The following is a 13,689-nucleotide window of genomic DNA, read 5'->3' as shown; positions in this document are numbered from 1 at the left end:
GTCATCCTTGATTCATTAATACACGATAATGCTCGCTGACACCTATATTCACAGGCGGCATCTAACACAGAACAATAAGCGCATTTCAGATTCTATTATGCAAAAAAATACGCGACAGCCCTCGCATTTTGGGCAAAGAGGCATCGGCAATCATAACAAAAAGCTATAATTGGCGCTCTGCAATGAAAGAATATTAACCATTAAAAAAAAGCGTGCCCAACTACAGTCACGCTTATATCAATGTTTAAAATCGATTGCCATTTTTATGCTATCTGTATCTTTGCATTAATACATTACATAATAGAAATTATTTATAACCTAACATTTCGTCACGTTAGGAATTAACTGCTTTGAACCAGCAGCACTAATAATACCACCAAAAAAGTCAATAAGACTAAACTTGCTAGTTTCCAACGTCGCTCTGATTTTGTGCTCATATCGCTTACAATCCTTTTGTATAAAATAGAGGCATCTCTCACATTCTTTATGGTTTATCGGCAGTCGTCGGTATTTTCTTAAGGATGCATCAGATTTATCTCTTCTTTTAGCGTAAATTTCACCATGCGTATAGCTATGTACAGTCGTGCGACAGTTCACTACCGTTACCGTTAGACTTTCGTGGTAACCTTAAGTACGATTCATTAAATTAAAGCAACATTTCTGTTACCAAAGGAGCATGATGCGTTCCTTAACCCGCGTAAGCGCGTGCTACGCGCCTGCGAACAGTGACTTATTGTGTCATGAGACACCCTCCAATATTCATTCTCCGCTCTTTTCTGCCTCTTGACTTAAATGATATTGATAATTATTCTCAAGTAATGTTTTCACGGTTTGTAAGGATATCCGCATGATTGGTTTTCACGCTCATTTACCTGCCCTACTCCATCGCATCGCGCTGCCGTGCGCTCTACTGCTTTTAGTCAGCACCTCCGCTCAGGCGGTTGAAAAGCTTAAAGTCATCACGACCTTTACCATCATTCAGGATATCGCACAAAATATCGCAGGTGATGCCGCGACGGTTGAGTCCATTACTAAACCCGGTGCGGAGATTCATGATTATCAACCGACACCGCGTGATATTGTTAAAACACAGTCTGCACAGTTGGTGCTGTGGAACGGCATGAATCTCGAACGCTGGTTTACGCGCTTTTTCGAGAACGTAAAAAATGTGCCTGCCGTTGTCGTGACGGAAGGTATCACGCCGCTTCCTATCCGCGAAGGTGCCTATAATGGCAACCCAAACCCGCATGCCTGGATGTCCCCTTCCAATGCATTAATCTATATCGAAAATATCCGCAAAGGTCTGGTGCAGGCCGATCCTGCCAATGCAGAGACGTATAACCGTAACGCCAAAGCTTATGCAGAAAAAATTAAGGCTCTCGACGCGCCGCTGCGCGAGCGTCTTGCCCGTATCCCAGAACAGCAACGCTGGTTAGTCACCAGTGAAGGAGCCTTCAGCTATCTGGCGAAGGATTATCAATTCAATGAAGTCTATCTCTGGCCAATCAATGCTGACGAACAAGGTTCGCCGCAGCAGGTGCGTCGGGTTATTGATACTGTGCGAGAGAAGGCTATCCCTGTCGTATTCAGCGAAAGCACCATTTCTGATAAGCCAGCAAAGCAGGTCAGCAAAGAAACGGGGGCGAAATATGGCGGCGTGCTGTATGTTGATTCGCTGTCTACAGAGAAAGGTCCTGTACCGACCTATATCGACCTGTTACAAGTGACGGTGGAAACTATCGCGAAAGGATTTAATCAATGAGTAGTGATCGAGCAGTACAGTCATTAGACGTCAATGATGTTTCGGTTACTTACAGCAACGGGCATCAGGCTATTCGTCATGCTTCTTTTTCCCTAACCGGTGGAACGATTTGCGCCTTGGTTGGCGTAAACGGGAGCGGGAAATCGACGTTGTTCAAAAGCATTATGGGGTTAGTCAAACCAACCTCAGGGCAGGTATTGCTCAACCAGCAACCGATCTACCAAGCACTGAAACAAAATCTGGTTGCCTATGTTCCACAAACGGAAGACGTAGACTGGAATTTCCCCGTTTTGGTTTCCGACGTAGTCATGATGGGCCGCTACGGGAGGATGAATTTCCTGCGCATCCCCAGCAAACAAGACCGCGCTATTGTGGCGGAATCGCTGGAGCGCGTCGGGCTATCGACGCTGCAACATCGCCAGATCGGTGAACTGTCCGGTGGACAGAAAAAGCGCGTCTTTCTGGCACGGGCGCTGGCTCAACAAGGCAGCGTGTTGCTGCTGGATGAGCCTTTCACCGGCGTAGACGTTAAAACAGAGAACGCGATTATCGACCTGCTCCGCACCTTGCGCGATGAAGGGCATTTGATTCTGGTGGCAACCCATAACCTCGGTAGCGTGCCTGAGTTTTGTGACAACGTTATCTTGGTCAATCGTACCGTTTTAGCCGCAGGGCCGACGCACAGCACCTTTACCCAAAGCAATTTGGAGAAAACGTTCGGGGGTGTTCTGCGACACATCAACCTCGGAGGTTCTCATCTTCACGATGATGACGATGTCCGCTCGGTGACCGTATTAACAGACGATGAACGTCCAGCCGTGTTCTATGGGTCGACCAAGAGCGATCCTCCTGCGTCACGCGTGATACCGGAGGAGAAACAGCCCTGATGATCGATATCCTGTTGCAGCCATTCAGCTATAACTACATGGTCAAGGCGATCTGGGTCAGCGCGATTGTCGGCGGCGTGTGTGCTTTTCTTTCGGCGTACCTGATGCTGAAAGGCTGGTCGCTGATGGGCGATGCGCTCTCCCACTCCGTCGTCCCCGGTGTCGCAGGAGCCTATGCGCTGGGCTTGCCCTACGCGGCGGGTGCATTTTTTACTGGCATGCTCGCCGCGCTGGCGATGACCCTGATTCGTCACATTACCCGATTGCGTGAAGATGCGATTATCGGCTTTATTTTCTCAACGTTTTTCGCTGTCGGCCTGCTGATTATTTCGCTCAACCCAACATCGGTTAACGTGCAATCCATCATTTTTGGCAATATTTTAGGCATCGCCGACGAAGATGTCCTGCAAGTTGAAATCATTATCGGCGTGACGTTCGTGATTCTCTGCCTGCTGTGGAAGGATCTGTTGGCCGTGTTCTTTGATGAGAACCATGCCCGCTCGATCGGTCTTTCCCCACTGAAGCTGAAAATTCTGTTCTTTACGTTACTGAGTGCCTGTACGGTAGCAGCGTTGCAAACTGTCGGGGCGATTTTGGTGATCGCTATGGTGATTACGCCGGGTGCCACCGCTTATCTGCTCACCGATCGATTTGGTCGTCTGGTTGTGATTTCTATTGCACTGGGTGCGATCACCAGCGCGGTTGGAGCGTACCTGAGTTTCTTCCTCGATGGCGCAACCGGTGGCGTGATTGTCACGTTGCAAACCGTCGTCTTCCTGTTGGCATTTGTCTTTGCACCCAAGCATGGGTTGCTGGCCTCGCGCCGCCTGCGGTTACGCGATCAATCAGGAGATGCATTATGACGCTCATTAGCTGGCTCATCGATCCCCTGTCCTACCCGTTCATGCAGCGTGCGTTACTCGCCGCCGTCGTCACCGGTACGGTCTGCGCCGTGCTCTCGTGTTATCTGGTGCTGAAAGGCTGGTCACTAATGGGTGATGCTATTTCCCATGCGGTGCTGCCAGGTATCGTTGTTGCGTTCTTACTGGGGATCCCGTTGGTCATCGGCGCTTTCGTTTCCGGTATTTTTTGTGCGGTCGCAACGGGATACGTGAAAGAACACAGCCGGGTCAAAGAAGACACAGTAATGGGGATCATTTTTTCCGGCATGTTCGCGCTGGGGCTCGTGATGTTTGCGCGCATCGATACCGATCAGCACCTGAATCATATTCTGTTTGGTAACGTGCTGGGCATCACTCAGCAAGAGCTGACGCAAATATTATTGATTGCTGGAGTGACGCTAGCCGTTATTTTATTGAAACGGCGAGATTTCATGCTGTACTGCTTCGATCCCAATCATGCCCGCGTTATCGGCCTGCCCGTTAAGCTGCTGCACTACGGATTGCTGAGCCTGTTAGCAATGACCATCGTTGCATCCTTGCAGGCCGTCGGCGTTATTCTGGTGATCGCGATGCTGATTGCGCCGGGTATTATTGCCTTCATGGTCTGTAAACGTTTCGAACGTATGGTGCTTGTCGCCACGCTGGTTTCCGTCATTTCCTGTATTGCTGGCACCCTGATCAGTTTCTATATCGATGGCGCCACAGGTCCTTGCATCGTCATCGTTCAGGCCTTGTTCTTTACGCTAGCACTGACCTACCACCAGCTTAAACTGCGTCGTCAGGCAACCTCTCAGGCTATCACCGACGCACTGTAATCCTTTCCCTCTACAAGTCTCTTAGCATGACGTAACCGGAAAATAACCGCCGGTTACGTCACTTATCCCTATTTTATTTCTTCATCCAACGGATTGAGCGCCATCCTAACTCCGTTATGTTTAATTCCGACTATACTTGTTTCGCGCTATCTCCACCGATGGTTATCACTGTGCTATATACCTGTAATACTTCAAGCTGCATGTGCGTTGGCTGCGTTCGCTCACCCGAATCACTTACTTGAGTAAGCTCATCGGGATGAAATGAGAGACATCCTGTCTCTCACCGAAGGCCAGCCGTTGGCTGGTCAAATTCGTTCCCGACGAATTTGTCCTTCTCTTGCCGCCTTCCCGCAACTCGAATTATTTGAGGTATAGATTCCATTTTTATTGCGCTCAATGGGTTACCGTAAACAAATCACCCCAGTGAACAGCAGGGTATCAGGCAACATCAACGGGAGGATGACCTTATGTGGCAAGCTATCAGCCGACTTTTGGAAGAACATCACGGTGCTGCGGATATTCAGGAACGTCGCGAATTATCCGGCGGTGAAATACATCCAGCCTGGTACATCCGTTACGGCGAGCATGACGTCTTCGTAAAATGCGATAGTCGTGAAATGCTGACCAAATTCACGGCTGAAGCCGATCAACTTCATTTGCTAAGCCGCAGTAATACGGTGCGTATCCCCACTGTCTATGGGGTCGGTAGCTCACGCGATAACAGTTTCCTGCTTCTGCAATATCTTCCCGTCAAACCGTTGGATGCGCACAGCGCCTGGTGCCTGGGTGAACAGTTAGCTCACCTGCACCAGTGGAGCGACCAGCCACAATTTGGGCTGGATTTCGATAATGACCTCTCAACAACGCCTCAGCCAAACAGCTGGCAGCGGCGCTGGGCGACCTTTTTTGCCGAACAGCGTATTGGCTGGCAGTTGCAGTTGGCGGCGGAAAAAGGAATGCATTTCGGTCACATTGAAACGCTGATCGCACGCGTTGAGGAACGTTTGGCAGGACATCAGCCTCAGCCGTCGCTCCTGCACGGTGACCTATGGCCAGATAATTGTGCGAATAGTCAGGATGGTGCTTATCTGTTCGATCCGGCCTGCTATTGGGGAGACAGAGAATGTGATTTAGCGATGCTGCCACGCTACCTTTCCCTGCCCGTGCAAATTTATGATGGTTACCAGAGCGTATGGCCGTTGGATAAAGGGTTTATCGAGCGTCAGCCCATTTACCAGATTTATTATCTACTTAACCGGGCCAATCTTTTCGGCGGCAAACACATTGTTGAGGCACAACAGCTCATTGAGCAACAGCGTTTGATCTAAGGCGAGATGGTTGCACTAAGATGAGGACTTAATCTAAAAATGAGAGGAATACAGCGTCTGGCGCCAATCATTGCGCCAGACCGTCAATCAGACTGGCAATCCTAATAAACGTAACACCAGATAGCCAATACCCGCGACAATCACCGGCAGGATATAAAGCGGAAAGAATTGCACAAAAATCGAGTGTCCAGGAACAATAACACGTGATTCCAGCGTCTCACGCGTATTCCCGCCATCAACTTTCATCTTTTCCAGAATCAGTTGATCTTCAATGCCTTCCTTAATGGCCTTCGCCTGACGCGACATCCGTGCCCCCGACACTTGCAAAGCCAGGCCAATAAAAATCAGGATGTAGATCAGCCAAAACATCAGCGTCGCCCCACTGAAAAAACGCGTGAAATCCGGTACTGGCGAGTTGTACCAAAAAATGTTCAGGAAAGGCGTATTAAAGCGCACCATGTCGACCATCAGGTGCACAAAATCCAAGAGAACAGCATCAATACCCTGTTTTTTCTGGGTATACGCGTAGAGATAATTAGCCAGCGAGACGAAGGTTGAAAGCAGCGCAGGAATAAAAAGGATCCATCCGGCAATGCGTTTAACGACGGCAATACGGCCAGCCTGTTGATACGTCATGAGAACCCCTTCTTAGCGACGCAACATCGGTAATATATCGTTTTAGTACGACGGGTAGCCTACTGTAACTTTACGCGCAGTCAACACTTTATCTCCCGCACTACCTGAGTAGCGCCCTGCAACTCGACTTATTAGGGTATAGTTTATCCGTAAACTTTCTTTTCTTTTGCTGACGGAGCCAGTGGTATGTCCTTTGATTCTTCTATACGCGCGGCGATTTTCGATATGGATGGGCTGCTGATTGATTCAGAACCGTTGTGGGACAAAGCCGAACTGGAGGTTATCGCCTCGCTTGGCGTCGATATTTCACTACGCGAATCCATGAAAGATACTCTGGGTTTACGCATCGATATGGTGGTCGAACTCTGGTATCAACGCTCTCCCTGGGCGACACCTGCAAGAGACGAGGTTGTCCGCCGTATTATCGATCGTGCGATTGAGCTCGTTGCTGAACAGCGTCCCCTCCTGCCCGGCGTCGAACATGCACTGCAACTGTGCCGTGAACAGAATCTCAAAATTGGACTGGCTTCCGCTTCGCCGCTCCGCATGCAGCAGCAGGTACTGCAAATGTTTAATCTGGAGCACTACTTTGATGTCTTAATGTCAGCCGAAATACTGCCATATAGCAAGCCTCATCCAGACGTGTATTTGAATGCAGCAAACGGACTCGGCGTTCCTCCGACACAGTGTGTGACGTTGGAAGATTCGGTGAACGGCATGATCGCAACCAAGGCGGCACGCATGCGTTCAATCGTTATTCCACAGGCTGAGTTTCGCGATGACGCACGCTGGGCGCTAGCCGATTATAAGCTGGATTCTCTGGATCAGCTTGCCACTGAGCATTTAACCTGAGAGTTTTGGTGTAGGAATTAGGAACAACGAAGTAAAAGAATAGAAAGCAACCATCGCAAGATATGACGAAAGCGTGGCCAGTCTATTGGCTGACCACGTGTTGAGGCATTACAGGAAATCCGCTCGCTTAGGCGAGAAAGCATCGATCAGAACGCTGCCGTCTTCCAGCGAGACCACGCCGTGCATCTCGTTTTTCACCGCCAGATAGGCGTCGCCGGTTTTCAGGATCCGTTTTTCACCTTCGATCACGACCTCAAAGCTGCCAGCGGCAACATAAGCAATCTGATCGTGGATTTCATGGAAGTGCGGCGTACCAATTGCACCTTTATCAAAGTGCACGTAAACCATCATCAGCTCATCGCTCCAGGTCATGATTTTACGTTTAATGCCACCGCCCAGCTCTTCCCACGGCGTTTCATCATCAATAAAGTATCTTCTCATCGTTATCTCTCCTCTAACGCTTTTATTGCCCATACCTTCTATTGCGTCAACAAAGCGTGCACGACAACGAGGGTATGATTATGGATTGCGACATTTTAGCCACATCAGTACCAGAAAAAACATAAAATAAGCAAAACCATGACGGCCCTCAAGAAATAAATAAAACATTATTTCATTTTTATTGAATTCGCATCCCATCCAAACTATCATCCCGCATAACAAGAAAGAACCGGGCAGGTTGAGGAGCAGGTGACGTTGTCACTGCCACGCAGCATCATCTGTTTCGCCCGGCGCTTTCACCAAGAACGGTTAGTCATGAAATGGCCGTTTTTCACATGATAGGCAGCAGCAGGCAACGCGTCATTGAGTAATAAAAAACGAGCGGGCGGTGATTTCACCGATCTGGTCGATGCATTCCGGTGTTAGCACCAGACGCTACACCTTTATCTGGGGCATGGTTGGCGAGAATCACGTTTTCGGTGACATGGGTCACGTCAAGGTTAGCGAGTTACGTTAATCGCTTTCAACCGGAATTACCGGTGTTCCCTACAGTAACAGCTAACGACTAAGTATTTTGTCGCTTATAGAGAGATTACAGATATGATTTTAAATTCTTTTGATTTGCAAGGTAAAGTTGCTCTGATCACGGGTTGTGATACGGGTTTGGGTCAGGGCATGGCTATCGGTCTGGCACAAGCAGGTTGTGATATCGTCGGCGTCAACATCGTTGAACCGAAAGACACTATCGAAAAAGTCACCGCACTGGGACGCCGCTTCCTCAGCCTGACCGCCGACATGAGCAATGTCTCTGGTCATGCTGAACTGGTAGAGAAAGCCGTTGCTGAATTTGGTCACGTTGACATTCTGGTCAACAACGCCGGTATCATCCGTCGTGAAGATGCGATCGAGTTCAGCGAGAAAAACTGGGACGACGTAATGAACCTGAACATTAAGAGCGTTTTCTTTATGTCTCAGGCCGTTGCTCGCCAGTTCATCAAGCAAGGTAAAGGCGGTAAGATCATCAATATCGCTTCTATGCTGTCCTTCCAAGGTGGTATCCGTGTACCTTCTTATACCGCATCAAAAAGCGCCGTTATGGGCGTAACCCGTCTGATGGCGAACGAGTGGGCAAAACACGGTATCAACGTCAACGCCATTGCACCGGGATATATGGCGACCAACAATACCCAGCAACTGCGCGCCGATGAAGAACGCAGCAAAGAAATTCTGGATCGTATCCCAGCTGGCCGTTGGGGTTTGCCACAGGATCTGATGGGCCCATCCGTCTTCCTGGCATCCAGCGCATCTGACTACATCAATGGTTATACGATTGCCGTTGATGGTGGCTGGCTGGCTCGCTAAAGGAAATTTTTCTTAGCAGCATTTCGCCAACCTACGATAAAAAGCACAATTCCGGTTGTGCTTTTTATTTGTTTTTCAAGTTGTTATTTCGATTTTCATGATTCTTTCTCCTGTCAAAATCCTTTCTTAAAAAAAAATCAAAACAACGTTCCGACTTTGATCACACTTTCGATATTGCGTGCATGACGGCAAGGTTAATAGCGCAATATAATCAATCAAAACAGTGTTTCTATTTATAAGGAACTGTTCACACGGTTCCATAAGAAGGTACTCCATGAGTATTTTTGAAAACTTATACACCAGCAGGAAATCGCAGCTCGACGAATGGGTTGCTATCGAAAAAGTCACCGCACTGGGACGCCGCTTCCTCAGCCTGACCGCCGACATGAGCAATGTCTCTGGTCATGCTGAACTGGTAGAGAAAGCCGTTGCTGAATTTGGTCACGTTGACATTCTGGTCAACAACGCCGGTATCATCCGTCGTGAAGATGCGATCGAGTTCAGCGAGAAAAACTGGGACGACGTAATGAACCTGAACATTAAGAGCGTTTTCTTTATGTCTCAGGCCGTTGCTCGCCAGTTCATCAAGCAAGGTAAAGGCGGTAAGATCATCAATATCGCTTCTATGCTGTCCTTCCAAGGTGGTATCCGTGTACCTTCTTATACCGCATCAAAAAGCGCCGTTATGGGCGTAACCCGTCTGATGGCGAACGAGTGGGCAAAACACGGTATCAACGTCAACGCCATTGCACCGGGATATATGGCGACCAACAATACCCAGCAACTGCGCGCCGATGAAGAACGCAGCAAAGAAATTCTGGATCGTATCCCAGCTGGCCGTTGGGGTTTGCCACAGGATCTGATGGGCCCATCCGTCTTCCTGGCATCCAGCGCATCTGACTACATCAATGGTTATACGATTGCCGTTGATGGTGGCTGGCTGGCTCGCTAAAGGAAATTTTTCTTAGCAGCATTTCGCCAACCTACGATAAAAAGCACAATTCCGGTTGTGCTTTTTATTTGTTTTTCAAGTTGTTATTTCGATTTTCATGATTCTTTCTCCTGTCAAAATCCTTTCTTAAAAAAAAATCAAAACAACGTTCCGACTTTGATCACACTTTCGATATTGCGTGCATGACGGCAAGGTTAATAGCGCAATATAATCAATCAAAACAGTGTTTCTATTTATAAGGAACTGTTCACACGGTTCCATAAGAAGGTACTCCATGAGTATTTTTGAAAACTTATACACCAGCAGGAAATCGCAGCTCGACGAATGGGTTGCAGCACTCGATAGCCACATTGCCTGCGTTCAGGATAAAGGCCGCAGCCAAAGTCAGCCGACGTTATTATTGGCTGACGGTTTTGATGTGGAAAATTATGCACCTGCGATGTGGCAATTCCCAGATGGGCATAGTGCACCTATTTCTAATTTTGCCAGCCAGCAAAATTGGCTAAGAACGCTGTGTGCCATGAGCGTTGTTACGGGTAATGAGCGTTACCAGCAGCACGCTATCGCACAAAGCGAATATTTTCTGGATCATTTCGTTGATGATAATAGCGGCCTGTTCTTCTGGGGCGGTCACCGTTTTATTAACTTGGATACGCTGGCAGGCGAAGGGCCAGAATCCAAAGCTCAGGTGCATGAATTAAAGCACCACCTTCCCTATTACGCATTGTTGCATCGTGTTAATGCAGAAAAGACGCTGAATTTCTTTCAGGGTTTCTGGAACGCGCACGTTGAAGACTGGGATTCACTTGATCTGGGTCGTCATGGTGATTACAGCAAAAAACGCGATCCAAACGTTTTCCTGCATGCACGCCATGATGTCGTCGATCCGGCACAGTGGCCTGTTCTGCCATTAACGAAAGGGCTAACTTTTGTTAATGCTGGCACAGACCTGATTTACGCCGCCTTCAAATACGCAGAATACACGGGCGATAGCCACGCCGCAGCTTGGGGTAAGCATCTTTATCGCCAATACGTTCTGGCACGCAATCCAGAAACCGGTATGCCCGTGTATCAGTTCAGTTCACCACAGCAGCGCCAACCGGTGCCGGAAGACGACAATCAGACGCAGTCCTGGTTTGGCGATCGCGCTCAGCGCCAGTTTGGCCCAGAGTTCGGTGAAATCGCTCGCGAAGCCAATGTGCTGTTCCGTGATATGCGCCCACTGCTGATTGATAACCCACTGGCAATGCTGGATATCCTCCGCACACAGCCTGATGCAGAAATGCTGGACTGGGTTATCTCTGGACTAAAAAATTATTATCAATACGCCTACGATGTGGCCAGTAACACGTTGCGCCCAATGTGGAACAACGGCCAGGACATGACAGGCTACCGTTTTAAACGCGATGGCTATTACGGCAAAGCGGGAACGGAATTAAAACCGTTTGCATTAGAAGGTGATTATTTATTACCGCTGGTTCGTGCTTATCGTCTGAGTGGCGATGAGGACCTGTACGCTCTGGTTAACACCATGCTGACGCGGCTGAACAAAGAAGACATTCAGCATATCGCCAGCCCAGTACTTTTGTTGACCGTTATTGAGCTGGCCGAGCACAAACAATCAGAATCCTGGGCACATTACGCCGCGCAGTTGGCTGGCGTTCTGTTTGAACAACACTTCCATCGTGGTTTGTTCGTTCGCTCCGCACAGCATCGTTATGTTCGTCTGGATGATACCTATCCGCTGGCTTTACTGACTTTCGTTGCCGCTTGTCGCAACAAATTAAACGATATCCCGCCGTATCTGACACAAGGTGGATATGTTCACGGTGATTTTCACGTTAACGGGGAAAATAGAATTGTTTATGACGTGGAATTAATTTATCCAGAGTTATTAACAGCTTAATTTTATGTTTTTTTTAATGGTTCACAATTAATCAATAGGTAAGCATTATGAATGAAAACAGAATGCTGGGGTTAGCCTATATCTCCCCCTATATTATAGGGCTGATAATTTTTACCGCTTTCCCCTTTGTTTCGTCATTTATCCTCAGTTTTACTGAGTATGACTTGATCAATCCACCTGAATTTACGGGGCTAGAAAACTATCACCGTATGTTCCTGGAGGATGATCTCTTTTGGAAATCCATGGGTGTCACCTTTGCCTATGTATTTCTGACCATTCCATTGAAATTAATCTTCGCACTGTTAATTGCGTTTGTACTTAATTTCAAATTACGTGGTATCGGTTTCTTCCGTACTGCTTACTATGTGCCTTCTATTCTAGGCAGCAGCGTGGCCATTGCCGTTCTGTGGCGCGCGCTGTTCGCCATTGATGGCTTGTTGAACAGCTTCCTCGGCGTGTTTGGCTTTGACGCCATCAACTGGCTGGGCGAACCGTCGCTAGCGCTGATGTCGGTAACGCTGTTGCGCGTATGGCAGTTCGGTTCCGCCATGGTTATCTTCCTGGCTGCATTGCAGAACGTTCCGCAATCTCAGTATGAAGCGGCTATGATCGACGGTGCATCCAAATGGCAAATGTTCCTGAAAGTAACGGTACCATTAATTACGCCAGTTATTTTCTTTAACTTTATCATGCAGACCACCCAGGCATTCCAGGAGTTTACGGCACCTTACGTCATCACTGGCGGTGGTCCAACGCACTACACCTACCTGTTCTCGCTCTATATCTATGATACAGCATTCAAGTATTTTGATATGGGCTACGGTGCTGCATTGGCATGGGTTCTGTTCTTGGTTGTTGCGGTATTTGCGTCTATCTCCTTTAAGTCGTCGAAATACTGGGTGTTCTACTCCGCTGATAAAGGAGGAAAAAATGGCTGACATGCATTCAAACCTGACTACAGCACAAGAAGTTGCTGCTGCAGAAGTACGCCGCACACTGCGTAAAGAAAAATTCAGTGCCGCGATCCGTTACGTGATATTGCTGTTCGTTGGTTTACTGATGCTTTATCCACTGGCGTGGATGTTCTCGGCGTCGTTCAAGCCGAATCATGAGATTTTCACCACGTTGGGTCTGTGGCCTGCTCACGCCACCTGGGACGGTTTCGTTAACGGTTGGAAAACCGGTACGGAATACAATTTCGGTCACTACATGATTAACACGTTCCAGTACGTGATTCCGAAAGTGGTTCTGACCGTCATTTCCTCGGTGATTGTGGCTTATGGCTTCGCTCGCTTTGACATTCCGTGGAAGAATTTCTGGTTTGCTACGCTGATTGCCACCATGCTGTTGCCAAGCACCGTGTTGCTGATTCCGCAGTACCTCATGTTCCGTGAAATGGGTATGTTGAACAGCTATCTGCCACTGTATTTGCCAGTAGCGTTTGCAACACAAGGGTTCTTTGTGTTCATGCTGATCCAGTTCCTGCGTGGTGTACCGCGTGATATGGAAGAAGCCGCCCAGATTGATGGCTGTAACTCCTTCCAGGTACTGTGGTATGTGGTCGTGCCGATTCTGAAACCAGCCATCATCTCTGTTGCGCTGTTCCAGTTCATGTGGTCAATGAACGACTTTATCGGTCCGCTGATTTATGTCTATAGCGTGGATAAATATCCGATTGCGCTGGCGCTGAAAATGTCTATCGACGTTACTGAAGGCGCTCCGTGGAATGAAATCCTGGCCATGTCCAGCATCTCCATTCTGCCATCCATTATTGTTTTCTTCCTGGCACAGCGTTACTTCGTACAAGGTGTGACCAGCAGCGGAATTAAAGGTTAATAGAGGATTT

12 protein-coding genes and 2 pseudogenes are annotated in these 13,689 nt (G+C 48.3%); 12 read left to right on the top strand and 2 right to left on the bottom strand.

Annotated features, from left to right (window positions below; all coding sequences use genetic code 11):
* The first annotated feature begins 847 nt into the window (after positions 1-847).
* The 5 genes from IG609_RS09480 to IG609_RS09460 all read left to right on the top strand — a co-directional run bounded on the left by IG609_RS09480 (position 848) and on the right by IG609_RS09460 (position 5,694).
* The gene (locus IG609_RS09480) at positions 848-1,762 is read left to right on the top strand and encodes a metal ABC transporter substrate-binding protein (protein WP_193398667.1); all 915 of its coding nucleotides are present in this window, start codon (positions 848-850) and stop codon (positions 1,760-1,762) included.
* The gene (locus IG609_RS09475; protein WP_193398668.1) at positions 1,759-2,649 is read left to right on the top strand and encodes a manganese/iron ABC transporter ATP-binding protein; all 891 of its coding nucleotides are present in this window, start codon (positions 1,759-1,761) and stop codon (positions 2,647-2,649) included. Before IG609_RS09480 ends, IG609_RS09475 begins: the two co-directional genes overlap by 4 nt.
* A complete protein-coding gene (locus IG609_RS09470; RefSeq protein ID WP_011093949.1) occupies positions 2,649-3,512 on the top strand; it encodes a metal ABC transporter permease in 864 nt (287 codons plus the stop codon). The genes IG609_RS09475 and IG609_RS09470 overlap by 1 nt, the downstream gene beginning before the upstream one ends.
* On the top strand, positions 3,509-4,366 hold the full coding sequence (locus IG609_RS09465; RefSeq protein WP_193398669.1) for a metal ABC transporter permease: 858 nt from the start codon (positions 3,509-3,511) through the stop codon (positions 4,364-4,366). Before IG609_RS09470 ends, IG609_RS09465 begins: the two co-directional genes overlap by 4 nt.
* 467 nt (positions 4,367-4,833) lie before the next feature.
* The gene (locus tag IG609_RS09460; protein ID WP_193398670.1) at positions 4,834-5,694 is read left to right on the top strand and encodes a fructosamine kinase family protein; all 861 of its coding nucleotides are present in this window, start codon (positions 4,834-4,836) and stop codon (positions 5,692-5,694) included.
* An 87-nt stretch (positions 5,695-5,781) separates the two neighbouring features.
* On the opposite strand, the gene IG609_RS09455 is transcribed toward IG609_RS09460, so the two are convergent.
* A complete protein-coding gene (locus tag IG609_RS09455; protein WP_193398671.1) occupies positions 5,782-6,330 on the bottom strand; it encodes a YniB family protein in 549 nt (182 codons plus the stop codon).
* A 186-nt stretch (positions 6,331-6,516) separates the two neighbouring features.
* On the opposite strand from IG609_RS09455, the gene hxpB reads away from it, so the two are divergent.
* Complete coding sequence (gene hxpB, locus IG609_RS09450; RefSeq protein ID WP_193398672.1) at positions 6,517-7,182, top strand: hexitol phosphatase HxpB; 666 nt, start codon at positions 6,517-6,519, stop codon at positions 7,180-7,182.
* A 108-nt stretch (positions 7,183-7,290) separates the two neighbouring features.
* Here the strand turns inward: hxpB and IG609_RS09445 are convergent, their stop codons facing one another.
* Positions 7,291-7,623 carry a cupin domain-containing protein gene (locus IG609_RS09445; protein ID WP_010275594.1) on the bottom strand — a complete coding sequence of 111 codons (333 nt, stop codon included), beginning with the start codon at positions 7,621-7,623 and terminating at the stop codon, positions 7,291-7,293.
* 308 nt (positions 7,624-7,931) lie between these two features.
* Between IG609_RS09445 and IG609_RS09440 the strand changes: the two are divergent.
* From IG609_RS09440 to IG609_RS09415, 6 genes and pseudogenes are all read left to right on the top strand, one after another.
* A pseudogene (locus IG609_RS09440) lies at positions 7,932-8,140 on the top strand (5-dehydro-4-deoxy-D-glucuronate isomerase); the annotation flags it as partial.
* Positions 8,141-8,223: 83 nt separating this feature from the next.
* The gene (kduD, locus tag IG609_RS09435) at positions 8,224-8,985 is read left to right on the top strand and encodes a 2-dehydro-3-deoxy-D-gluconate 5-dehydrogenase KduD (protein ID WP_102117551.1); all 762 of its coding nucleotides are present in this window, start codon (positions 8,224-8,226) and stop codon (positions 8,983-8,985) included.
* A gap of 334 nt (positions 8,986-9,319) precedes the next feature.
* Positions 9,320-9,937 (top strand): annotated as a pseudogene (kduD, locus tag IG609_RS09430) (2-dehydro-3-deoxy-D-gluconate 5-dehydrogenase KduD); the annotation flags it as partial.
* Between the two features lie 274 nt (positions 9,938-10,211).
* The gene (pelW, locus tag IG609_RS09425) at positions 10,212-11,843 is read left to right on the top strand and encodes a pectate disaccharide-lyase PelW (RefSeq protein WP_193398673.1); all 1,632 of its coding nucleotides are present in this window, start codon (positions 10,212-10,214) and stop codon (positions 11,841-11,843) included.
* Between the two features lie 47 nt (positions 11,844-11,890).
* A complete protein-coding gene (locus IG609_RS09420; protein WP_102117549.1) occupies positions 11,891-12,781 on the top strand; it encodes a carbohydrate ABC transporter permease in 891 nt (296 codons plus the stop codon).
* Positions 12,774-13,679: a carbohydrate ABC transporter permease gene (locus IG609_RS09415; RefSeq protein WP_102117548.1), complete on the top strand. Its 906-nt coding sequence runs from the start codon at positions 12,774-12,776 to the stop codon at positions 13,677-13,679. Before IG609_RS09420 ends, IG609_RS09415 begins: the two co-directional genes overlap by 8 nt.
* Positions 13,680-13,689 lie beyond the last annotated feature (10 nt).

It is taken from the genome of Pectobacterium quasiaquaticum (assembly GCF_014946775.2).
Lineage (GTDB): Bacteria > Pseudomonadota > Gammaproteobacteria > Enterobacterales > Enterobacteriaceae > Pectobacterium > Pectobacterium aquaticum.
The sequence above is the reverse complement of the archived record's forward strand: the minus strand, read 5'-3'. Positions and strand labels throughout refer to the sequence as shown.